The 23,120-nt window shown below is 73.4% G+C and carries 14 protein-coding genes and 3 pseudogenes; 15 read left to right on the top strand and 2 right to left on the bottom strand.

Annotated elements, in window-relative coordinates; translation table 11 throughout:
• Positions 1–174: 174 nt before the first annotated feature.
• Positions 175–924: pseudogene (locus tag ACZ404_RS34870) on the bottom strand (HAD family hydrolase); the annotation flags it as partial.
• Between the two features lie 604 nt (positions 925–1,528).
• Between ACZ404_RS34870 and ssd the strand changes: the two are divergent.
• From ssd to ACZ404_RS34835, 7 genes and pseudogenes are all read left to right on the top strand, one after another.
• Entirely contained in the window at positions 1,529–2,635 is a 1,107-nt protein-coding gene (gene ssd / locus ACZ404_RS34865) for a septum site-determining protein Ssd (RefSeq protein WP_468447031.1), read from the top strand.
• Positions 2,632–3,828, top strand: coding sequence for a TadA family conjugal transfer-associated ATPase (locus ACZ404_RS34860; RefSeq protein WP_468447029.1), 1,197 nt, complete (start codon positions 2,632–2,634; stop codon positions 3,826–3,828). Before ssd ends, ACZ404_RS34860 begins: the two co-directional genes overlap by 4 nt.
• Before the next feature lie 20 nt (positions 3,829–3,848).
• Positions 3,849–4,700, top strand: coding sequence for a type II secretion system F family protein (locus ACZ404_RS34855; RefSeq protein ID WP_468447044.1), 852 nt, complete (start codon positions 3,849–3,851; stop codon positions 4,698–4,700).
• Complete coding sequence (locus ACZ404_RS34850) at positions 4,697–5,482, top strand: type II secretion system F family protein (RefSeq protein WP_468447027.1); 786 nt, start codon at positions 4,697–4,699, stop codon at positions 5,480–5,482. Before ACZ404_RS34855 ends, ACZ404_RS34850 begins: the two co-directional genes overlap by 4 nt.
• Positions 5,483–5,543: 61 nt before the next feature.
• Positions 5,544–5,744, top strand: coding sequence for a DUF4244 domain-containing protein (locus ACZ404_RS34845; RefSeq protein ID WP_468447025.1), 201 nt, complete (start codon positions 5,544–5,546; stop codon positions 5,742–5,744).
• Positions 5,745–5,784: 40 nt separating this feature from the next.
• Positions 5,785–6,093: pseudogene (locus ACZ404_RS34840) on the top strand (TadE family type IV pilus minor pilin); the annotation flags it as partial.
• Between the two features lie 176 nt (positions 6,094–6,269).
• Positions 6,270–6,619, top strand: a pseudogene (locus ACZ404_RS34835) (Rv3654c family TadE-like protein); the annotation flags it as partial.
• 22 nt (positions 6,620–6,641) lie between these two features.
• Here ACZ404_RS34835 and ACZ404_RS34830 read toward each other — a convergent pair.
• Complete coding sequence (locus ACZ404_RS34830) at positions 6,642–9,122, bottom strand: DEAD/DEAH box helicase (RefSeq protein ID WP_468447023.1); 2,481 nt, start codon at positions 9,120–9,122, stop codon at positions 6,642–6,644.
• 83 nt (positions 9,123–9,205) lie between these two features.
• Between ACZ404_RS34830 and bldG the strand changes: the two genes are divergently transcribed.
• The 8 genes from bldG to tmk all read left to right on the top strand — a co-directional run bounded on the left by bldG (position 9,206) and on the right by tmk (position 23,091).
• Positions 9,206–9,547 carry an anti-sigma factor antagonist BldG gene (gene bldG, locus ACZ404_RS34825; protein ID WP_010986038.1) on the top strand — a complete coding sequence of 114 codons (342 nt, stop codon included), beginning with the start codon at positions 9,206–9,208 and terminating at the stop codon, positions 9,545–9,547.
• A 156-nt stretch (positions 9,548–9,703) separates the two neighbouring features.
• Positions 9,704–10,138: an ATP-binding protein gene (locus tag ACZ404_RS34820; protein WP_468447021.1), complete on the top strand. Its 435-nt coding sequence runs from the start codon at positions 9,704–9,706 to the stop codon at positions 10,136–10,138.
• A 298-nt stretch (positions 10,139–10,436) separates the two neighbouring features.
• A complete protein-coding gene (locus ACZ404_RS34815) occupies positions 10,437–12,845 on the top strand; it encodes a sodium-translocating pyrophosphatase (RefSeq protein WP_468447019.1) in 2,409 nt (802 codons plus the stop codon).
• 214 nt (positions 12,846–13,059) lie between these two features.
• Positions 13,060–13,656: a small secreted protein gene (locus ACZ404_RS34810; protein ID WP_468447017.1), complete on the top strand. Its 597-nt coding sequence runs from the start codon at positions 13,060–13,062 to the stop codon at positions 13,654–13,656.
• Positions 13,657–14,168: 512 nt separating this feature from the next.
• The gene (locus ACZ404_RS34805) at positions 14,169–15,689 is read left to right on the top strand and encodes a DUF7059 domain-containing protein (protein ID WP_468447015.1); all 1,521 of its coding nucleotides are present in this window, start codon (positions 14,169–14,171) and stop codon (positions 15,687–15,689) included.
• 518 nt (positions 15,690–16,207) lie between these two features.
• Complete coding sequence (locus ACZ404_RS34800) at positions 16,208–16,405, top strand: hypothetical protein (protein ID WP_468447013.1); 198 nt, start codon at positions 16,208–16,210, stop codon at positions 16,403–16,405.
• Positions 16,406–16,663: 258 nt separating this feature from the next.
• On the top strand, positions 16,664–19,522 hold the full coding sequence (gene topA, locus ACZ404_RS34795; protein WP_468447011.1) for a type I DNA topoisomerase: 2,859 nt from the start codon (positions 16,664–16,666) through the stop codon (positions 19,520–19,522).
• Between the two features lie 161 nt (positions 19,523–19,683).
• On the top strand, positions 19,684–23,091 hold the full coding sequence (gene tmk / locus ACZ404_RS34790) for a dTMP kinase (RefSeq protein WP_468447009.1): 3,408 nt from the start codon (positions 19,684–19,686) through the stop codon (positions 23,089–23,091).
• The last annotated feature ends 29 nt before the right edge of the window (positions 23,092–23,120 follow it).

Below are 23,120 nucleotides of genomic sequence, written 5' to 3'. Positions count from 1 at the left end.
CCCCCCCCCCCCCCCCCCCCCCCCCCCCCCCCCCCCCCCCCCCCCCCCCCCCCCCCCCCCCCCCCCCCCCCCCCCCCCCCCCCCCCCCCCCCCTCTCCCCCCCCCCCCCCCCCCCCCCCCCCCCCCCCCCCCCCCCCCCCCCCCCCCCCCCCCCCCCCCCCCCCCCCCCCCCCCCAGTGCCGGGCGCGGCGGCACCGAGAACCCGGGCAGCCGCTTCTTGAGCCGGACCGGCCGGCGGAACTCCAGAATCGGCCACCCGCGCGCGAGTGCCTCGCGGCGCAGGGCGCGGTCGGGGTTCACGGCGTGCGCATGTCCGACCGCCTGGAGCATCGGCAGATCGGTCGCCGAGTCGCTGTAGGCGTAGCAGCGATCGAGGTCGTACCCCTCGGACACGGCCAGTTCCCGGATCGCCTCGGCCTTGGTCGGGCCGTAGGCGTAGTACTCCACCTCTCCCGTGAAGCATCCGTCCTCGCCGACCACCATGCGGGTGGCGACCACCCGGTCCGCGCCGAGCAGTTCGCCGATCGGCTCCACGACCTCGGCGCCCGAGGTGGACACGATCACGACGTCGCGTCCGGCCGTGTGGTGCTCCTCGATGAGGGAGGCGGCTTCGTCGTAGATGATCGGGTCGATCAAGGCGTGCAGGGTCTCGGCGACGATCTCCTTCACCTGCTGCACGTTCCAGCCGCGGCACAGCGCGGAGAGGTACTCGCGCATGCGCTCCATCTGGTCGTGGTCCAGCCCGCCGACCAGGAAGACGAACTGGGCGTACGCGGTACGCAGCGCGGCCCTGCGGCTGATCAGGCCGCCCTGGTAGAAGGACTTGCTGAAGGTGAGCGTGCTCGACTTCGCAATGACCGTCTTGTCCAGGTCAAAGAAGGCCGCTGCGCGGGGCAAGGAGTGGTTTTCCACGTCCCTGAGCATAGGCGCCCACCATTCGGCGTAAGGTGGGGCGCGTGGGTTTGCCTGAGAGGGCTCTCGGGTACACCATGGAAGTCACGGATCGTTCGCGACCGTGCTAACCCGGTCCGGCTCCTCCCCCCCCGAGTCGGCCGTGGGGACGACCCCCGCTCTCCCCCCCGGCGGGGGTCGTCGCATGTCCGGACGCATTTTCTTCTCTCTTCAACCGGCTGGGCCGTCGGGTGCGCACACCTGCGGTCCGGTCTCGTCGCGCCTCCGTTTCGTCACCCAGGGTAATCGGAGGGCTGCGCTACGGAGGCCCCGTGGGACCGGCGCGGGGGACCGCACAGGCATCCGTACACAGGTCACCGGTTTGGGTGACGGAGTTATTCACAGCCGCTGAGTTCTCCACGGTTTTCCACCAAGATCCACACGATTTCCCGGTTCGCTGCACCGTGATTCCAGCGCGCTCGGCGACGGCGAGTTCATGGCCGGTTCCGATTGCCGGGCGCGTATGGCCGGTTCCTTTCGGCCGTTCATATGGAGGCCGTCCTGCCGGTTCTTCACATCTTTGGGAATGGCGCGGCGCAAGAGGCTGCGCGGAAGGCACAGCGAAGGGGGACCACACGTGACCGGAACCGTCACCCACGACCCGCCACCCGGCACCGGAGGCCGGCCCGGGCGGCCGCTCATCGTCACCGAGGACACCGATCTCCTCGACGATCTGCTGCGCCTGTGCGCGGCCGCGGGCGCCACGCCCGAGGTGCACCACGGTGTACCGGACCACGGCGGTGGCTGGGAATCGGCCCCGCTCGTCCTGGTCGGCGACGACGCCGCCCGCCGGGTGCGTGGCGCCGCGCGCCGGCGCGGTGTGGTGCTGGTGGGCCGCGACCAGGACGACTCCGGGGTGTGGCGAAGGGCCGTCGAGATCGGCGCCGACCACGTCCTGATGCTGCCCGACGGCGAGCAGTGGCTGGTCGACCGGATCGCCGACGTCGCCGAGGGCGTCGGCCGCCCCGCCCTCACCGTCGGGGTCGTCGGCGGCCGGGGCGGGGCGGGCGCCTCCACGCTGGCCTGTGCGCTCGCCGTCACCTCCGCGCGCGAAGGGCTGCGCACGCTCCTCGTGGACGCCGATCCGCTGGGCGGCGGACTCGACGTCCTCCTCGGCGGGGAGAGCGCCGAGGGGCTGCGCTGGCCCGCCTTCGCCGCCTCTCGCGGCCGGGTCGGCGGCGGCGCCCTGGAGGAGTCGCTGCCCCGGCTGCACGCCCTGCGGGTGCTCAGCTGGGACCGCGGCGACAGCGTCGCCGTGCCGCCCCAGGCCGTGCGCGCGGTGCTCGCCGCCGCCCGGCGGCGCGGCGGCACGGTCGTCGTCGACCTCCCGCGGCGCCTGGACGACGGGGTCGCCGAGGCCCTCGCCCAGCTCGACCTCGCCGTGCTCGTCGTCCCGGGCGAGCTGCGCGCGGTGGCGGCCGCCGGACGGGTGGCCTCGGCGATGGGCATGGTCGTGCGGGACCTGCGGATCGCGGTGCGCGGGCCGTACGCGCCCGGACTCGACGACCGAGAGGTGGCCCGGCTGCTCGGCCTGCCCCTGGCCGGCGAAGTGCCCGTCGAACCGGCCCTGCTGCGCCCGCGCGGCACCGCGAAACCGCCCGGCGCCGACGCACGCGGCCCGCTGGCCCGCTTCTGCACGACCTTCTGGGAGCAGACCCTGGTCGAGGCCGGAGGCACCCGGTGACGCCCCCCGGGCTCGACCGGGCCGACGGCGCGGCCCTGCTCGACGGAGTCAGACGCCGGCTGGCCGAGAGCGGAGCCGAACCCACCCCCGCGCGCGTGGCCCAGGCGCTGCGCGAACAGGGCCGGGTGCTGGGCGACGCCGAGGTCCTCGGCGCGGCCGAGCAGCTCCGCTCCGAGCTGGTCGGCACCGGCCCGCTGGAGCCGCTGCTCGCCGACCCGAGCGTCACCGATGTCCTCGTGTGCGCCCCGGACCGCGTCTGGGTGGACCGCGGCGGCGGCCTGGAGCGGACCGCGGTGAGCTTCCCCGACGCGGCGGCCGTACGACGCCTCGCGCAGCGACTGGCCGCCGTGGCCGGACGCCGGCTGGACGACGCGCGGCCCTGGGCCGACGCCCGGCTGCCCGACGGGACCCGGCTGCACGCCGTGCTGCCCCCGGTGGCCGTCGGCTGTACGTGCCTGTCCCTGCGGGTGGTCCGGCCGCGGGCGTTCACGCTCGAGGAGCTGGTCGAGGCGGGCACGGTGCCGCCCGGCGGCGAGCGGGTCCTGCGGGCGCTCATGGCGGCCCGGCTGTCCTTCCTCGTCAGCGGCGGCACCGGCAGCGGCAAGACGACCCTGCTCAGCGCCCTGCTCGGGCTGGCCGGGCCGGGCGAGCGGATCGTGCTCGCCGAGGACTCGGCCGAGCTGCGACCCGACCACCCGCACGTCGTCCAGCTCGAGACCAGACCCGCCAACCAGGAGGGCGCGGGCCTGGTCACCCTCGAGGACCTCGTCCGGCAGGCGCTGCGGATGCGGCCCGACCGGCTGGTCATCGGCGAGGTGCGGGGCCCCGAGGTGGCGCATCTGCTGGCCGCGCTCAACACCGGCCACGACGGCTGCGGCACCGTCCACGCCAACGCGGCCGCCGACGTGCCCGCCCGGCTGGAAGCGCTCGGTACGGCGGCGGGGTTGGACCGGTCCGCGCTGCACAGCCAGGTGGCTGCCGCCCTGTCGGTGGTGCTCCATCTGGTCCGGGACCGGTCCGGGCGGCGCCGGATCGCCGAGGTGCATGTGCTGGAGCGGGACGCCTCGGGGCTGGTGCGGACGGTGCCGGCGCTGCGCTGGGGCCCGCGGGCCTTCGTCCGCGAGCGCGGCTGGGAGCGGCTGCGGCAGTCGCTGCGCGGTGAGTTCACAGGTGAGGAGGAGCAGGAGAGGTGACGACGGACGTGAGCACGGAGATGTCCCTGGGCGCGGCGTTGGTGTGCGCCGGGGCCGCGGCCTGGCTGCTGGGCGGGCGGCACTTCGGGATGCGCAGGGCACGGCTGCTGCTGGCCGGCGGCGGGGTGGTGGCGACCGGGCCGCCCTCCTGGGAGCAGGCGCTCGGGGAACTTCGGCGGCTGCGCGGCCGGTTGGGTGCCGAGTGGTGGTCGCTCGTGGCCGGGCTGCTGCTCGGGCTGCTGGGCGCCTCACCGGTTCCGGTCGTCGCGGGGGCGGCCGGGGTGCCGGTGCTGCGCCGGCTGCAGCTGGCCCGTCGGGCCGGGCGGGAGCGGGAGCGGCGCGCGGACGCGGTGATCGGCCTGTGCGGGGTGCTCGCCGGGGAGGTGCGTGCGGGACGGCAGCCCGGGGAGGCGCTGCTGCGGGCCGCCCGGGACTCCGGCGGGCTCGGGGAGGCGCAGGCGGCCGTGGTCGCGGCCGCGCGGTTCGGCGGTGACGTGCCGGGCGCGCTGGCCGTCGCGGCCCGGCAGCCGGGCGCCGAGGGGCTGCTGGGGCTGGCCGCCTGCTGGCGGGTGGCCGTGGACCAGGGCGCCGGGCTCGCGGCCGGCCTCGACCGGCTGGACGGGGCCCTGCGTGCGGAGCGGGACCAACGGGCCGACCTCCGAGCCCAGTTGGCGGGCGCTCGGGCGACGGCACTGCTGCTGGCCGCCCTGCCCGCCCTCGGGCTGCTGCTCGGCTGCGCCATGGGTGCCGATCCGCTGCGGGTGCTGCTGCACAGCGGGGCCGGTCTGGGGTGCCTGGTGGCCGGAGCGGTGTTCGAAGCGGCCGGGATGTGGTGGGTGGCGCGGATCGTACGGGGAGCTGAGGCGGTGTGAGCGGGAACGTCGTCCACAGGCTGGGGATGGCCGTGGCGGTGGTGTCGGCCGTGGGCTGGGCGGTCTGGCGGGTGGATCTGGTCCGGCGGCGGCGCCGGGCGCGGCGGCGGGTGGCCGAGTTGCTGGCCCTGGAGACCCCCGAGCCCGAACCCTCCTTCCCTGCCATGGAGACGGCGCGGCGGTGGCTGCCCGTGGCCGGTGCGGGGTGCGGTGCGTGGGTGCTGGTCGGTGGAGTGGCCGGTGCGCTGGTGGGGCTGGCCGTCGCCGCCGGGCTGTGGCGGTGGCGGTCCCGGCAGGCGGAGGCGGGCCCGGCCGAGCAGACCGACACCGCGGCGGCCGCCCGTCAACTCCCGCTCGCCGCCGATCTGCTGGCCGCCTGCATCGCGGCCGGCGCCGGACCGGTGATCGCCGCGCAGGCCGTGGGAGAGGCGCTCGGCGGCCCCGTCGGCGAGGCGCTGGCGCGGGGCGCGGCCGAAGTACGGCTCGGGGGCGAACCGGCCGACGCCTGGCGCCGGCTGGCCGCCCTGCCCGGCGCCGGGGCCCTGGCCCGGCTGCTGGAACGCGCCGACGAGTCGGGACTGCCCGCCGCCGGGCCGGTGGCCCGTCTCGCCTCGGACGCACGCGCGGACTGGGCCCGCACCGCCACGGCCCGGGCGCGCCGGGCGGCCGTGCTGGTCTCCGCGCCGGTGGGGCTGTGCTTCCTGCCCGCGTTCATCGCGATCGGTGTGCTGCCCGTGGTGATCGGGCTGGCGGGCGGCGTGATGGGAGGGGGTGGCGGCTGACGGGGAGCGGCACGCGACACAGGTGATGTGGACAACGGGTTTCGGACGAAAGGTGCTTGAGATGCGTGAGAAGGCAGGAAGGCTGTGGACGGCCCTGCGGGAGCGGTGCCGTCGGGACGGGGGAATGGTGACGTCCGAGTACGCGATGGGGATCGTCGCGGCGGTCGGGTTCGCGTTGCTGCTCTACGAGGTCGTCACCAGCGGTCAGGTCAAGGCGGAGCTGCAGGCCATCGTGAAACGGGCCCTCAGTGCGCGGATGTGAGCGGCGCGGGGACCGGGGGTTCGTGACCGCGGAGGCGGCCATGGTGCTGTGCGTGCTGGTGGCGTTCGCCATGGCGCTGGTCTGGGGGCTGCTCGTGGTGGCGGCTCAGATCCAGTGCGTGGACGCCGCCCGCACGGGCGCCCGGGCCGCCGCCCGGCAGGACCCGGCCCCGGCGGTGGTGCGGGTGACCCGGGACGCGGCACCGCGCGGGGCCCGGGTGACGGTCGGCCGTTCGGGCGATGAGGTCCGGGTGACCGTGGTGGCCAGGCCGCCCGTCCTGAGCGGGCTGCCGTTCGAGCTGCGGGAGGTGGCCGTGGCGGCGGCTGAGGACGCCGTCGGAGCAGAGCCGGGCGGGGCCGCGCAGAGAACCCGGGGGGCGCCGGAACCGGGCTCGGGTGCGGTCTCGCAGGACGCGCGGGGCGCTGCCGGCCCCGGCTCGGGCACGGCGGCTGGTGCGGGCGACGGGGAGCCGGGGCCGTGAAGCGGACCAAGCGCCTCGTGCTCAAGGGGCCGCCGAGGCCCCGGGTGCGTGGCCTCCGGCATGCGGACCGCGGGTCGGCCACCATCTGGAGTCTCGGGGTGATCGCCGTGCTGTGCGCGGTCTTCGGCACCGTCCTCGCCCTCGGGCAGGCCGTCGTCGTCCGGCACCGGGCGGCCGGAGGAGCCGATCTGGCGGCGCTCGCGGCGGCGGACCACTGGGCCGAGGGCGGCGCGGCGGCCTGTGCCCGGGCCGAGCGGGTGGCGGTGGCCAGGGGACGCGGCTGGTGCGGTGCGCGGTCGTGGGCGAGATCTCGGACGTGACGGCGGCCTCGGGCCGTGGGCCGTTCGCGGCGGAGGTCAGGGCCAGAGCGGGGCCGGCGGGACCAGCGGCGCCCGGCCCCGGCCCGGGCGCCGGCGCTAGCCGCGTGCCGGCTCGTCCCCCGGCTTCTCCTCCGGAGCCCCCCGCAACAGCACCGTGAGGAGCCGGACCGCCCCCCTCTTGTGCAGCGGATCGTTGCCGTTGCCGCACTTGGGGGACTGGATGCAGGACGGACACCCGGCCTCGCACTCGCAGGAGGCGATGGCCTCGCGGGTGGCGGTGAGCCAGGCGCGGGCGGTGTGGAAGGCGCGCTCGGCGAAGCCCGCCCCGCCCGGGTGGCCGTCGTAGACGAAGACCGTCGGCAGGAGCGTGTCGGGGTGCAGCGGGACCGACACGCCGCCGATGTCCCAGCGGTCGCAGGTCGCGAAGAGGGGCAGCATGCCGATCGAGGCGTGTTCGGCGGCGTGCAGGGAGCCGCCGAGGATCTCCGGGTTGATCCGGGCCTCGTCCAGCTGGTCCTCGGTGACCGTCCACCACACCGCCCGCGTGCGCAGCGTACGAGGAGGGAGGTCGAGCTTCGTCTCACCCAGCACTTCACCGGTGATGAGCCGTCTGCGCAGGAAGGAGACCACCTGGTTGGTGACCTCGACGGAGCCGAGGCAGAGGCGGCCGGAGCCCCAGGGGACCTCGGTGTCCGTCTCCAGGACGGAGATCGACGTGGTGTCGCGCGCGACTGTCGAGTACGCCGGATCGGCCTGCTCGACCAGGGCGACCGAATCCTCCAGGTCGAGGGAGCGCACCAGATAGGTGCGGCCCTGGTGCAGGTGCACCGCGCCCTCGTGGACGGTGGAGTGCGCGGCGCCCGCGTCGACCGTGCCGAGCAGGCGGCCCGTGCCGGCCTCCACGACCTGCACCGGGCGCCCGCCGGCGCCGCGGATGTCGGTCAGGTCGGCGGCCCGTTCCCGGCGCGTCCAGTGCCAGGCCGTGGCCCGGCGGCGCAGCAGCTTCGCGGCCTCCAGCTGCGGCAGCACGTCGGCGCAGGCGGGACCGAAGAGGTCCAGGTCCTCCTCGGTCAGCGGGATCTCCGCGGCGGCGGCACACAGATGCGGGGCGAGGACGTAGGGGTTGTCGGGGTCGAGGACGGTCGATTCCACCGGTTGGCCGAACAGGGCCTCGGGATGATGGACGAGGAAAGTGTCCAGCGGATCGTCGCGCGCGACGAGGACCGCCAGGGCGCCCTGCCCGGAACGGCCCGCGCGGCCCGCCTGCTGCCACAGGGAGGCCCGCGTGCCCGGGTAACCGGCGATCACCACCGCGTCCAGGCCCGAGACGTCCACGCCCAGCTCCAGGGCCGTGGTGGCGGCGAGGCCGAGGAGTTCCCCGGAGTGCAGGGCGCGCTCCAGGGCCCGGCGCTCCTCGGGGAGGTAGCCGCCGCGGTAGGCCGCGACACGCCGGGCCAGGGAGCGGTCGACCTCGGCGAGCCGCTCCTGGGCGATGACCGAGATCAGCTCGGCGCCGCGCCGGGAGCGGACGAAGGCGACCGAGCGCACGCCCTGCACGGTGAGGTCGGTCAGCAGGTCGGCGGTCTCGGCGGTGGCGGTACGCCGTACGGGCGCACCCCGTTCGCCGTGCAGCTCGGTGAGCGGCGGCTCCCACAGGGCGAAGACGAGTTCGCCGCGCGGGGAGGCGTCGTCGGCGACCTCGACCACCGGCAGGCCGGTCAGCCGGCGGGCGGCGACGGCGGGCTCGGCGGCGGTCGCCGACGCCAGCAGGAAGACGGGCGAGGCGCCGTAACGGGCGCACAGGCGGCGCAGGCGGCGCAGCACCTGGGCGACGTGCGAGCCGAAGACGCCCCGGTAGGTGTGGCACTCGTCGACGACGACGTACTTCAGCGCCTTCAGGAAGGAGGACCAGCGCGGGTGGGAGGGCAGTATCCCGCGGTGCAGCATGTCGGGGTTGGTGAGGACGTAGTTCGCGTACTGGCGGATCCACTCGCGTTCCTCGAACGGGGTGTCACCGTCGTACACGGCCGGGCGCACGGCGGTGCCCAGCGGCTGTGAAAGTTCCTTCACGGACCGGCACTGGTCCGCCGCGAGCGCCTTGGTGGGCGCGAGGTAGAGGGCGGTGGCCCCCCGGCCGTTGGGGGCCTCGGAGCCGTCCAGGAGGGTGGACAGGACCGGTACGAGGTAGGCGAGGGACTTGCCCGAGGCGGTGCCGGTGGCGACGACCACCGAGTCGCCGTCCAGGGCGTGCTCGGCGGCCCGCGCCTGGTGGGCCCAGGGGTGCTCGATGCCGCACGCCCGGACGGCCGCGATCACCTCGGACCGAATCCGGTCTGGCCAGACGGCATGCCGACCCGCCCGCGGGGGCAAGTGCTCCGTATGAGTGATGCGCGCAGACCGGCTCGGCCCGGAGGCGAGCCGGTCCAGGACCGTGCCCGGGGACGGGCCGGACGCCGGGTTCGCCGGGGGTCGATCGGATCGGTGATTCTTGGCCATCGGCACCGAGTGTGTCACTGGCGTGACGGACAATGGAGCCAAGGCGTCGTGCACGCCTGCCGGTAAGTGATTGAATGCCATCGCGGCTGGCGAAACGTCCCGGGGGCCGCAAGCCGAGGTGTCCCGAGGGGCGACCCGCTCGATAGCAAGGTGCTGGAGGATCCGTGGACCTGTCCCTGTCGACCCGTACCGTCGGCGATCGTACGGTCGTCGAGGTCGGTGGCGAAATCGATGTATACACCGCGCCCAAGCTGCGCGAGCAGCTGGTCGAGCTGGTGAACGACGGGAATTTCCACCTCGTCGTCGACATGGAGGGCGTGGACTTCCTCGACTCCACTGGGCTCGGCGTACTGGTGGGCGGCCTGAAGCGGGTGCGTGCCCACGAGGGCTCGCTGCGCTTGGTCTGCAACCAGGAGCGCATTCTGAAGATCTTCCGTATCACCGGCCTCACCAAGGTGTTCCCGATTCACACCTCGGTCGAGGAAGCGGTGGCGGCCACCGACTGACCCAGGGTCGTTCGCCGCGTCCGGGCCGCCGTCGGCCCGGACGCCGGTCGACCCCGTCCCGGGCCGCTGTGCCCGGGACACAGAAGTTCACCAGGGGGCGCGGGCCTTTCGGCGGCCCCGCTCGCCACAGCGCACCCGTAGTCGCGAGGGGGATGCATGGCCACCGTCGAACTCCGCTTCAGCGCGCTGCCCGAGCACGTCCGGACCGCCCGGCTGGTGGCGGCAGCGGTGGCGCGCAGGGCCGGAGTGGACGAGGCCGTCCTGGACGAGGTCCGGCTCGCCGTGGGCGAGGCGTGCTCCCGTGCCGTCGGCCTGCACCAGAGCCATGAGATCACCGCGCCCGTGAAGGTGTCGCTGATCGAAGAGGAGAAACAGTTCTCCATCGAGGTCGGCGACGAGGCTCCACACGCGACCCACATCCCCGGCGAGCCCGGCTCCGCCCAGGGCGGCGACGGTGAGGTCGAGGAGGACGAGATGGGCCTCGCGGTCATCAGCGGCCTCGTGGACGACATGGAGGTCACCACCGGGCGGGACGGCGGCCTGATCCGCATGACATGGCCGACCACGCCGCCGGCGGTCGCACTCGCCTGACCCGTCGCCGCACAACGCATCGAAGGGGCCCTGCTGAGCAGGGCCCTTCCTGCTGTTTCGGGGGGCTCCCGGAATTCGTGAAGGAATTCACGATCAATAGCCCGATAATTTGATCAAGCATCAATCTGGCCGTCAATGCCTTTGAGGCATTACCACTTTCGGGTTCATGCCGTGACCTCGATCGTTTGCTGAAGAGCACGAGAAGGCCAATTCCGTTTGCCGTACCCTGTTTAGATCACTCGCGGGTACCTAGAATCCGTCCACATCTTGAGCTCAGCCCAAGCGTCAAGGAGGACGAATGGCGGGGCTTTCTACCCCTCATCAGTTGGGCCATCCCACGACCCTCGCGGCCGCGGTACTGACGGACGACAACCGGATCATCGTGGCGGTGATCGCGGCCGTCGCGCTGGCCGCGCTCGTGGTCGCGGGTGTCCTGGTGCGCCAGGTGCTGGCGGCCGGCGAGGGCACCGACAGCATGAAGCGGATCGCCGAGGCGGTCCAGGAAGGCGCCAAGGCGTATCTCGCCCGGCAGCTGCGCACGCTCGGCGTATTCGCCGTCGTCGTCTTCTTCCTGCTCCTGCTGCTGCCCGCGGACGACTGGAATCAGCGTGCCGGACGATCGGTGTTCTTCCTGATCGGTGCGGCGTTCTCGGCGGCCACCGGCTATATCGGCATGTGGCTCGCGGTGCGCAGCAATGTGCGCGTGGCCGCGGCGGCCCGCGAGGCCACCCCTGCGCAAGGCGAACCGGAAAAGGATCTCACCACCGTCTCGCACACCGCTATGAAGATCGCATTTCGCACGGGCGGCGTCGTCGGCATGTTCACGGTGGGACTCGGCCTGCTGGGCGCCTCCTGCGTGGTGCTGGTGTACGCGGCCGACGCGCCGAAGGTGCTCGAGGGCTTCGGCCTGGGCGCCGCCCTGATCGCCATGTTCATGCGTGTGGGCGGTGGCATCTTCACCAAGGCCGCCGACGTCGGCGCCGACCTGGTCGGCAAGGTCGAGCAGGGCATTCCGGAGGACGACCCGCGCAATGCCGCGACCATCGCCGACAATGTGGGCGACAACGTCGGCGACTGCGCGGGCATGGCGGCCGACCTGTTCGAGTCGTACGCCGTCACCCTGGTGGCCGCGCTGATCCTCGGCAAGGCCGCCTTCGGCGACTCCGGGCTTGCCTTCCCGCTGCTCGTGCCCGCCATCGGTGTGATCACGGCGATGATCGGCATCTTCGCGGTCGCGCCGCGGCGCGCCGACCGCAGCGGCATGTCGGCGATCAACCGCGGCTTCTTCATCTCCGCGGTGATCTCCCTCGCGCTGGTCGCGATCGCGGTGTTCGTCTACCTGCCCTCGCGGTACTCCGACCTCGCCGGAGTGACGGACGCGGCGATCAAGGGCAAGGACGGCGACCCGCGGATCCTGGCCCTGGTCGCGGTGGCCATCGGCATCCTGCTCGCCGCCGTCATCCAGCAGCTGACCGGCTACTTCACGGAGACCAACCGGCGCCCGGTGCGGGACATCGGCAAGACCTCCCTCACGGGTCCGGCCACCGTCGTCCTGTCCGGTATCTCGGTGGGCCTGGAATCGGCCGTGTACACCGCCCTGCTCATCGGGCTCGGCGTGTACGGGGCGTTCCTGCTCGGCGGTACGTCGATCATGCTGGCGCTGTTCGCCGTGGCGCTGGCGGGCACCGGCCTGCTCACCACGGTCGGCGTGATCGTCGCCATGGACACCTTCGGGCCGGTCTCCGACAACGCCCAGGGCATCGCCGAGATGTCCGGTGACGTCGAGGGCGCCGGCGCCCAGGTGCTCACCAACCTGGACGCGGTCGGCAACACCACCAAGGCGATCACCAAGGGCATCGCCATCGCCACCGCCGTGCTCGCGGCTTCGGCGCTGTTCGGGTCGTACCGCGACGCGATCACCACCAACGTGCAGAACGTCGGGACGAAACTCACCGGCCCGGGCTCACCGATGAGCCTGTCGCTGGACATCTCGCAGCCCAACAACCTCGTCGGCCTCGTCGCGGGCGCCGCCGTCGTCTTCCTTTTCTCCGGACTCGCCATCAACGCCGTCTCCCGGTCGGCCGGTTCGGTGGTCTTCGAGGTGCGGCGGCAGTTCCGCGAGAAGCCCGGGATCATGGACTTCACCGAGAAGCCCGAGTACGGCAAGGTCGTCGACATCTGCACCAAGGACGCCCTGCGCGAGCTGGCCACACCCGGTCTGCTCGCCGTCATGGCGCCGATCTTCATTGGGTTCACGCTCGGCGTCGGCGCGCTCGGCTCCTACCTCGCCGGCGCGATCGGCGCGGGCACGCTGATGGCGGTGTTCCTCGCCAACTCCGGTGGCGCCTGGGACAACGCCAAGAAACTGGTGGAGGACGGTCACCACGGCGGCAAGGGCAGCGAGGCCCACGCGGCCACGGTGATCGGCGACACGGTCGGTGACCCCTTCAAGGACACCGCCGGACCGGCGATCAACCCGCTGCTGAAGGTCATGAACCTGGTCTCGCTGCTCATCGCACCCGCGGTGATCAAGTTCTCCTACGGCAGCGACAAGAACCTCGGCGTGCGGATCGGGGTCGCGGTCCTCGCGCTGTTGGTGATCATCGTCGCGGTGTACGTCTCCAAGCGGCGCGGCATCGCCGTCGGGGACGACGAGGAGAGCGCCGAGCGGGTGTCCAACTCGGCCGATCCCGCGGTGGTTTCGTAGGCCCTCTCGAGAAGGCCTGATCAACGGGCGGACGGGCGGCACGTGTTGGCGTGCCGCCCGTCCGCTTTTCTGTACGTGGGCGGATTTCTTCGTGAGCCTTCTCTCTCATGGTGCAAAGAGTCACAAAAGCTGACTTTCAGGGTCTTCGGCATGGGGGCACGTCGGTCAGCCGTGTAGATTCCGGGGGCCGAGAGCCATGGAAGGGACCAATCCGGTGAACAAGAAGCTCGCGGCCGCACTGTCCGGCGGTGCGGTACTGGTAGTGGCGCTGTCCGGATGCAGCAGCAAGGACAGCGGGCCCGACCCCAAGCTGGTCGCCTGGGCCAAGACGGTGTGCGAGGCGGTGCCCGCGCAGGATGCGAAGATCAGGTCGGCGAACGCGTCGATAGCGGCGATCGCCACGGACAGCAACCTGCCGCCCAAGAGCGCTCAGAAGACGTACTCGCAGGCCTTCCAGGACATGGCCGACGGCTACAAGGCGCTCGCCGACGCCATCAGCAACGCGGGGGCGCCCCCCGGGGTCGACGACGGCGCCAAGCGGCAGCAGGACGCCGCCAAGAACCTGGCCGGCCTCTCCACGTCGTACCTCGGCCTGAAGAAGAAGGTCGACGGGCTCGACACCAAGGACCAGGGCAAGTTCGCCAAGGGGCTGCACGAGGTCGCCGATCAGACCAAGGAGATCGGCAAGCAGAACAACAGCGGCACCGAGGCGCTGAAGCGGCTGGAGCAGGGTGACGTCCAGGCGGCCATCGCCGCACAGCCCAGCTGCAAGGTCAAGGCGTCGTCGTCGGCACCTGCCACCAGCGGCTGACGGCGCGACGCCGCCCCGGTGCCGGCCTCGCGGGATGCGGGACGCGGGTCGGGCGGCTTCGCGGGGCCACGGGACGCGGGGCCGGACGGTCTCGGGCCACGAACGGCTGAGGCCCGAGACCGAGCGGGTGCGCCGAGGGTCCTCACGGGACCGGTGGGTGTGCCAGGGTCCTTGTGGGGCCGGTGGGTGTGCCGGGGTCCTCGTAGGACCGGTGGGTGTGCTGAGGGTTCCTCATGGGCCGACGGATGCGCCGAGGGTTCCTCGTGGGGCCGACTGATGTGCCGAGGGTTCCTCATGGGCCGACCGATGTGCCGAGGGTTCCTCATGGGGCCGACCGATGTGCCGAGGGTTCCTCGTGGGGCCGACGGATGCGTCGAGGGTTCCTCATGGAGCCGGTGGGTGTGCCGAGGGTCCTCATGGGGACGGCGGATGTGTGACTGCTGGTTCGCCGGAGTCGGTCGGCGGGGCGCGCTGGGGCCGCTCCGCAGGCCGGTGCGGGACACAATGGGGGCGTGACTGACTCCGGTTCCGCATCCCTGCCCGACACCGGCCGGCGTGACGTTGCCGCACGGCTGCGTGACGCCCTGCTTGCCGCCTCCTTCACCGCCGACGGGCTGCTCGACCTGCTCGGCGCACCCGCGTACGCGGCGCTGGCCCGCAGTGAGACCGTGCCCGCGCTCCGGGCGACCCGCGGCGACACGCCGCTGGAGACGCTCGTCCGCCTCTTCCTGCTCCAGCAGCCGGTGCCCCACGCGCGCGTGGCGGCCGTTCTGCCGGTCGAGGAGGCCCTGGAGGCCGGGTGGCTCGCGCGCGTGGGCGCCGACGAGGTCGCTGCCACGGTGGACGTACGGCCCTACGGCGGTCCCGGCGGCGAGGACTGGTTCATCGTGTCCGACCTGGGCTGCGCGGTCGGCGGCGCGGGCGGCATCGGACAGCGCAACGAGGGCGTGGTCCTGGGCGTCGGCGGCGCCTCCACGACCCTCGCCGGCATCACCGTGCGCACGCCCGTCGCCTCCGCGCTCGACCTCGGTACCGGCTCCGGCATCCAGGCGCTGCACGCCTCCCAGCACGCCACGCGCGTGACGGCGACCGACGTCAACCCGCGCGCGCTGCACATCACCGCGCTCACACTGGCGCTCTCCGGCGCGCCCGCCGCCGAACTGCGCGAGGGCTCGCTGTTCGAGCCGGTGCGCGGCGACGAGAAGTTCGACCTCATCGTGTCCAACCCGCCCTTCGTGATCTCGCCGGGTGCCCGGCTGACGTACCGGGACGGCGGCATGGGCGGGGACGATCTGTGCCGCTCGCTCGTTCAGCAGGCGGGGGAACGGCTCACCGAGGGCGGGTTCGCGCAGTTCCTCGCCAACTGGCAGCACGTCGCGGGGGAGGACTGGCAGGACAGACTCAGGTCGTGGGTGCCGCGCGGGTGCGATGCCTGGATCGTGCAGCGCGAGGTGCAGGACGTCACGCAGTACGCGGAACTGTGGCTCCGGGACGCCGGCGACCACCGCGGGGACCCGGCGGAGTACCAGGCGCGGTACGACGCGTGGCTGGACGAGTTCGAGGCGCGCAAGGTCAAGGCGGTCGGCTTCGGCTGGATCACCCTGCGCAGGACGGGGGCCGAGGAGCCCTCGGTCACGGTGGAGGAGTGGCCGCACCCGGTCGAACAGCCGCTCGGGGAGGCGATCCGGGCGCACTTCGACCGCCTCGACTATCTCCGGGAGCACGACGACGCGGCTCTGCTGGCAGGGCACTTCCGGCTGGTCGGCGAAGTGGTCCAGGAGCAGGTCGGGCTGCCCGGCGCCGAGGATCCCGAGCACGTGGTGCTGCGCCAGCACCGCGGGATGCGGCGTGCGACGAAGGTGGACACGGTCGGCGCGGGCTTCGCTGGCGTGTGCGACGGCACGCTGAGCGCCGGCCGGATCCTGGACGCCATCGCCCAGCTCGTCGGCGAGGACCCCGTGCTGCTGCGCGACCGCACCCCCGCCCAGATCCGCCTGCTGGTGGAACAGGGCTTCCTGGAGCCGGCCCGCTGAGTCGCGCGCGGTACGGCGACGCCGGCGACACGGCGTGGCGACCGGCCCCCGGGGTGCCTGATGCCCTGGCCGGGCCGGGCCGGCCAGGGCGACCGGGCCCCGGGTCGCCGGTGCCGGACGAGCCGCCCTGCCCAGCCCGGCCAGGGCCGCCGGTGCCCGTACCGGGCACCCGGGCCGCGCGCTGTTTCAGCCCAGCCACCCGGGCCGCCGGTCGAGCCGTCGTACCCCCGCCTGCGTACCCCCGCTCCACGAGCCGGCGTAGGCGCGTCACCCCAGTTCCGAGGGCCGTCGTAGCCGCGTCCGGAGTGTCGTCGTATGCCGCCGGCACGGGCAGGGGCGCGCCGGTGCCGGTAAAACGGCCGGAAAATTACGGCCGCGGACCAAGGCGACTCCGTTCGAGCGTGCGTTCGATGATGTGCCGGCCTTCCGTTCACCCCGATGTCGCCCGCCCGTCTCCCGCGCGTGCCACTCTCCCCGCGCTGGGTTCGGGTGGCGGCACGGAGGGGGCGGGCAGGGTCATGGAGGGTGGGCCGGCGATCTTCGCGGGAGTGGTGTTCGCCCTGTTCGGAGGCGCCCTGCTGGTGTGGACCGGCACCCGGGTGCAGCGGCGCGAGCCGGTCGCCCACGGTGTGAGCCGGGTCGCATCCACGACCCTCGCCGGCGCCGCCGGAACCGTCGCGCTGGGCCTCGGCGTGTACTGCCTGACCCGCCTCTGACCACGGTGGCCGCACTGCCGTACGAGTAGGGGGACCGTCACGCTCCGGACAGGGGCGGCGGAGCAGCCGGGCAGTCCGGGCGGCAGGAATGCCGGTAGTCGGGTTACCGTTCGAGTGGCCGTTGTGGGCTTTTCCCGTTTGACACGGGGGCGGGATGTACCGTCACACTCCGCAGCGTCACACGAGCCAGAAGCACGCCGCGACCCCGGGACGAAGGCCCTGGGGAGGCCCCAGCGTCGACCGGAGAGAAGAGCGAAGTTGTCCCCGACCAGCGAGACCGCACAGGGCGGCCGCCGACTCGTCATCGTCGAGTCGCCTGCCAAGGCGAAGACGATCAAGGGCTACCTCGGCCCCGGCTACGTAGTCGAAGCGAGCGTCGGGCACATCCGCGACCTCCCCAACGGCGCCGCCGAGGTCCCCGAGAAGTACACCGGCGAGGTCCGCCGCCTCGGTGTGGACGTCGAACATGACTTCCAGCCGATCTATGTTGTCAATGCGGACAAGAAGGCCCAGGTCAAGAAGCTCAAGGACCTGCTGAAGGACTCCGACGAGCTCTTCCTCGCCACCGATGAGGACCGGGAGGGCGAGGCCATCGCCTGGCACCTGCAGGAGGTCCTCAAGCCGAAGATCCCGGTCAAGCGCATGGTGTTCCACGAGATCACCAAGGACGCGATCCGGGAGGCCGTCGCCAACCCGCGCCAGCTCAACCAGAAGCTGGTCGACGCCCAGGAGACCCGACGCATCCTCGACCGCCTCTACGGCTACGAGGTCTCGCCGGTCCTGTGGAAGAAGGTCATGCCCCGGCTGTCGGCCGGCCGTGTGCAGTCGGTCGCGACCCGGCTGGTCGTCGAGCGGGAACGCGAGCGCATCGCTTTTCGTTCCGCCGAGTACTGGGACCTGACGGGCACGTTCGCGACCGGCCGCGCGGGAGACCCCTCGGACCCGTCGTCGCTGGTCGCTCGCCTGCAGACCGTCGACGGCAGGCGCATCGCGCAGGGCCGCGACTTCGACTCCCTGGGACAGCTCAAGAGCGCGAACACCCTCCACCTCGACGAGGCGAACGCCCGCGCCCTCGCCGCCGCCCTGGAGAACACCCGCTTCTCCGTGCGCTCCGTCGAGTCCAAGCCGTACCGCCGCTCGCCGTACGCCCCGTTCCGTACGACGACGCTGCAGCAGGAGGCCAGCCGCAAGCTCGGCTTCGGCGCGAAGGCGACGATGCAGGTCGCGCAGAAGCTGTACGAGAACGGCTACATCACGTACATGCGTACGGACTCCACGACGCTGAGCGAGACCGCGATCGCGGCCGCCCGCGCCCAGGTCACGCAGCTCTACGGCGCGGACTACCTGCCGCCGCAGCCGCGTACGTACGCCGCGAAGGTCAAGAACGCGCAGGAGGCCCACGAGGCGATCCGCCCCTCGGGTGATCGTTTCCGCACGCCCGCCGAGACCGGCCTGACCGGCGACCAGTTCAAGCTCTACGAGCTGATCTGGAAGCGGACCGTCGCCTCCCAGATGAAGGACGCGACCGGGAACTCCGTCACGGTGAAGATCGGCGGCGCCGCTGCCGACGGCCGGGACGTCGAGTTCAGCGCCTCCGGCAAGACGATCACCTTCCACGGCTTCCTGAAGGCCTACGTGGAGGGCGCCGACGACCCGAACGCGGAGCTGGACGACCGCGAGCGCCGGCTGCCCCAGGTCGCCGAGGGCGACGCGCTGAGCGCCGAGGAGATCACGGTCGACGGGCACGCCACCAAGCCCCCGGCCCGCTACACCGAGGCCTCCCTGGTCAAGGAGCTGGAAGAGCGCGAGATCGGCCGCCCGTCGACGTACGCGTCGATCATCGGCACGATCCTGGACCGCGGCTACGTGTTCAAGAAGGGCACGGCACTCGTCCCGTCCTTCCTGTCCTTCGCCGTGGTCAACCTCCTGGAGAAGCACTTCGGTCGGCTCGTCGACTACGACTTCACCGCCAAGATGGAGGACGACCTCGACCGCATCGCCCGCGGCGAGGCCCAGGCCGTGCCGTGGCTGAAGCGTTTCTACTTCGGCGAGGCCAACGGCATCGGCGGCGCGGCAGAGGCCGGCAACGGCGACGGCGACCACCTCGGCGGCCTCAAGGAGCTGGTGACCGACCTGGGCGCGATCGACGCGCGCGAGGTGTCCTCGTTCCCGGTGGGCAACGACATCGTGCTCCGCGTCGGCCGCTACGGCCCCTACATCGAGCGCGGCGAGAAGGACACCGAGCAGCACCAGCGCGCGGACATCCCCGACGACCTGGCGCCGGACGAGCTGTCCGTCGAGCTGGCCGAGGAACTGCTGGCCAAGCCCAGCGGCGACTTCGAGCTGGGCGCCGATCCGGAGACCGGGCACCAGATCGTCGCCAAGGACGGCCGCTACGGCCCGTACGTCACGGAGATCCTCCCCGAGGGCACCCCGAAGACGGGCAAGAACGCGGTCAAGCCGCGCACGGCCTCGCTGTTCAAGTCCATGTCGCTGGACACCGTGACCCTCGCCGACGCGCTGAAGCTGATGTCGCTGCCGCGCGTCGTCGGGACCGACGCCGACGGCGTGGAGATCACCGCGCAGAACGGCCGCTACGGCCCGTACCTGAAGAAGGGCACGGACTCGCGCTCGCTGCAGTCCGAGGAGCAGCTCTTCACGATCACGCTGGAGGAGGCGCAGGCGATCTACGCCCAGCCGAAGCAGCGTGGCCGGGCCGCCGCCAAGCCGCCGCTGAAGGAACTGGGCGAGGACCCGGTCTCCGGCAAGCCGGTCGTGGTCAAGGACGGCCGCTTCGGCCCGTACGTCACCGACGGCGAGACCAACGCGACCCTGCGCTCCGGCGACAGCGTGGAGACGATCACCCCGGAGCGCGGCTTCGAGCTGCTCGCCGAGAAGCGGGCGAAGGGGCCCGCCAAGAAGACGGCGAAGAAGGCGCCCGCGAAGAAGACCACGGCCAAGAAGGCCGCCCCGGCGAAGAAGACCGCCGCCAAGAAGACGGCGGCGAAGACGACGACGGCGGCCGCGAAGAAGACGACGGCGAAGACCGCGGCGAAGAAGACGACCGCCAAGAAGGCGACGGCCACGAAGGCGTCGGCCTCCGGCACGGAGGACTGAGCGTTCCCCTCGGGGGCATCCCTCGTACCGCGACAGGGACTTCACACGTCCGCCACCCCGGACGCGCGAATCCAACGCCCCGGCATCGCTTTGATGTCGGGGCGATCGCGTGCGTGGGGCGACCCAGGTGTGGTGTCAGCGGCTGCGGATAGTCTGAACGCATGACGCGAGCCGAGCAGCCAACGGCCCCCACCACAGAACCGGACGACGCCCTCATCGCGGACTCCCGCGAGCGCGCCGTCCGCTCACTGCTGCGCCGCCCGCAGGTGAGGCGCCTGTGGAGCGCACAGCTCGTGAGCGGTGTCGGTGACACCCTCGCGCTGCTCGTGCTGGTCCTCCTCGTCCTGCAGGCATCGATCGCCGAGGGCTCCTTCGGCGGCGGTTACCGGGGTGTGGCACTGGCGGTGACGACCGTCTTCGCCGCGCGCATCCTCGCCACGCTGCTCTTCGGCGCCGTCCTCCTCGGTCCGCTGACCACGCTCACCGCGCACGAGGGCCCGCTCGACCGCCGCTGGACCATGGTCGGCGCCGACGGCGTGCGGGCCGCGCTGCTGATCGTCGCGCCCCTGTGGATCGACTGGACCCCGGACAACGCGCTCGCCCTGCTGCTCGTCACCGCCTTCCTCACCGGCGTCGCCGAGCGGCTGTGGACGGTGTGCCGGGAGAGCGCCGCGCCCGCACTGCTGCCGGCCCCGCCGCCGGAGGGTGCGACGGTGCGGCCGCTGCCGGACCACCTCGACGCCCTGCGCCGGCTCGCGCTGCGCACCGGCTTCCTGGCCATCCCGCTCGCCGCCGCCGCCCTGGTCGTGGCCGCCCTGCTGAACAATCTGCTCGGCACCGGCGTCGCCTGGTTCGACCAGCACAAGGCGGCCCTCGCGTCGTACGTGGCGGCCGGGCTCTTCGCCGCGTCCCTGTCCGTGCTCGTCTACCTGGAGCTGCCCGGCACGCGCACCCCGCGCGCGCGTTCCCCGCTGGAGGGCCTGCGCCGCCCGCGCACCGGCACCGGCGTCGACAAGGGCCGCACCGGCGCGATCCCGCTGCTCGTCCCGGCCTGCGCCGCCGTGGCCGGGGCCATCTCCGCCGCTGTGGCGGTGTGCGTGCTGCACGCCAAGGACCTGGGCGGCGGCCCGGTCCTGTACGGCCTGCTGGTGCTGGGCCTGACCGGTGGTGTCGCCGTCGGCATCCGTACGGCGCCCTCGGTGCTGCCCTCGCTCTCGCGCCGCCGGCTCCTCGCGCTGGCCATCGCCTTCACCGGCATCGCCCTGCTGGCCGCCGGGCTCGTCCCGGACGTCACCACGGTGCTGCTGATCGTCACCCTGGCGGGCGTGGCCGCCGGCGTCGCCGCCAACACCGGGCACGCGCTGCTCGACCAGGAGACCGAGGAGTACCGCCGGTCCCGCACCACCGAGCACCTGCACGCGGTCGTCCGGGTCTTCGTGGCTCTCGGCGCCCTGATCGCACCCCTGGTCGCGGCCCTCATCGGCCCGCACCGGCTGGAGAACGGCAGGTTCGTCTTCGCGCACGGCGGCGCCGCCTTCACCCTGATGCTGGTCGGCGCGCTGCTGCTGCCGGTGGCCGCGCTCGTGCTCGCCAAGGTCGACGACCGCTCCGGGGTCCCGCTGCGCCAGGACCTCAAGGACGCGCTGCTCGGCGGCGACGACCCGGAGACGGCTCCCGCGGCCACCGGCTTCTTCATCGCCTTGGAGGGCGGCGACGGCGCCGGCAAGTCCACCCAGGCCGAAGCCCTCGCCGAGTGGATCCGCGGCAAGGGCCACGAGGTCGTGCTCACCCGCGAGCCGGGGGCGACCCCGGTCGGCAAGCGGCTGCGCTCCATCCTGCTCGACGTCTCCTCGGCGGGCCTGTCGCACCGCGCGGAGGCGCTGCTGTACGCCGCCGACCGCGCCGAGCACGTCGACACCGTCGTACGGCCCGCCCTGGAGCGCGGCGCGGTCGTCATCTCCGACCGGTACATCGACTCCTCGGTGGCCTACCAGGGCGCGGGCCGCGACCTGTCCCCGACGGAGATCGCCCGCATCAACCGCTGGGCGACCAACGGGCTCGTCCCGCACCTCACCGTCCTGCTGGACGTCTCCCCGGAGACCGCCCGCGAGCGGTTCACCGAGGCTCCCGACCGCCTGGAGTCGGAGCCCGCCGAGTTCCACGCGCGCGTGCGGGCCGGTTTCCTCACCCTCGCCGCCTCCGACCCCGGCCGCTATCTGGTCGTCGACGCCGGGCAGGAGCCCGAGGCCGTCACCACCGTGATCCGGCACCGGCTCGACACCGTGCTGCCGCTGTCCGAGGCCGAGATCAAGGCCCAGGAGGAGGCGCGGAAGAAGGCCGAGGAGGAAGCGCGCCGCAAGGCCGAGGAGGAGGCCGCGCGCAAGGCCGAGGAGGAGCGCCTGGAGCGCGAGCGCCAGGAGCAGCTCGCCCGCCTGCGCGCCGAGGAGGAGGAGCGCAAGCGGCGCGAGCTGGAGGAGGCTCAGCGCCGCGAGGCCGAACGGCAGGCGGAGGAGGCCCGGCAGCGGGCCGCGGAGGCCGCCCGGCGCGCGGAGGAGGAGCGGCAGCGGCTGATCGCCGAGGAGAAGGCCCGCGTCGAGGAGGAGGCCCGCCGCAAGGCCGAGGAGGAGCGGCGGCGCAAGCAGGCCGAGGAGGAGGCCCGCCTGCGGGCCGAGGAAGAGGCCCGGCAGGCCAAGCTGCGTGCCGAGGAGGAGGCCCGGCGCCTGGAGGCGCAGCGGAAGGCCGAGGAAGCTCTGCTGCGCGCCGAGGAGGCACGCCGTCAGGCGGCCGAGGCGGCAGCGGCGGCGGACGTGGCCGCCCGCCGGCCCAGCACACCGCCGCCGGCGGTGCCCCGCGCGACACCGGAGGCGGTGACCGTGCCGACCCCGGTGGTGTCGCCGGACTCCCGGCAGGCGGACGCACAGAGGCCCGGGACCGGGGCCGGCTCGCCGGGCGCCGACGAGACGGTGCCCACCCCCGTGGTCTCTCCGGGCCCGGAGGAGACGACAGTGCTGCGGCCGGTGCGCGACGGGCGGGCCGACGACGCCCGCACGGCCGGTACCCGCACGGCCGGTAAGGGCCCCGACTCCGAAGTGACGGCCGAGCTGCCGCAGCCGCCCGCCGCCCCCGGCGCGGCGGACGAGACCGCGGTGCTGCCGGCCGTGCCGCCGGGTGCCGCCGACGAGACGGCCGTCCTCCCGCCGGTGACCCCGGGTGCCGCCGACGAGACGGCCGTCCTCCCACCGGTGACCCCGGGCGCGGCGGACGAGACCGCCGTACTGCCGCCCGTGCGGGGGGACTCCCCGGCGGACCGGGTGCCGCCCGGCTTCTTCCGGGACGAGCAGCCGGCCGCAGGCCCCGACGGCTCCGAGGACCGTACCCGCGAGATGCCCCAGCTCGACGCCGACGGCGCGCCCCGCCGCCGCCCGCGCTCCGACTGGGCCGAGGAGACTCCGCTGGACGACCTGCCGTCGCTGGCGGACGAGCTGCTGGGGTCGTACGACGAGCGGGAGTACGGCGAGCCCGACGAGGACCGGGGCCGCCGGGGCCGGGGGCGTGGCCGACGCGGCTGAGACCGGATCCGCCGGTCCGGGTCGGGTCG

The organism is Streptomyces sp. NPDC030798, from assembly GCF_055572275.1.
The sequence above is the reverse complement of the archived record's forward strand: the minus strand, read 5'-3'. Positions and strand labels throughout refer to the sequence as shown.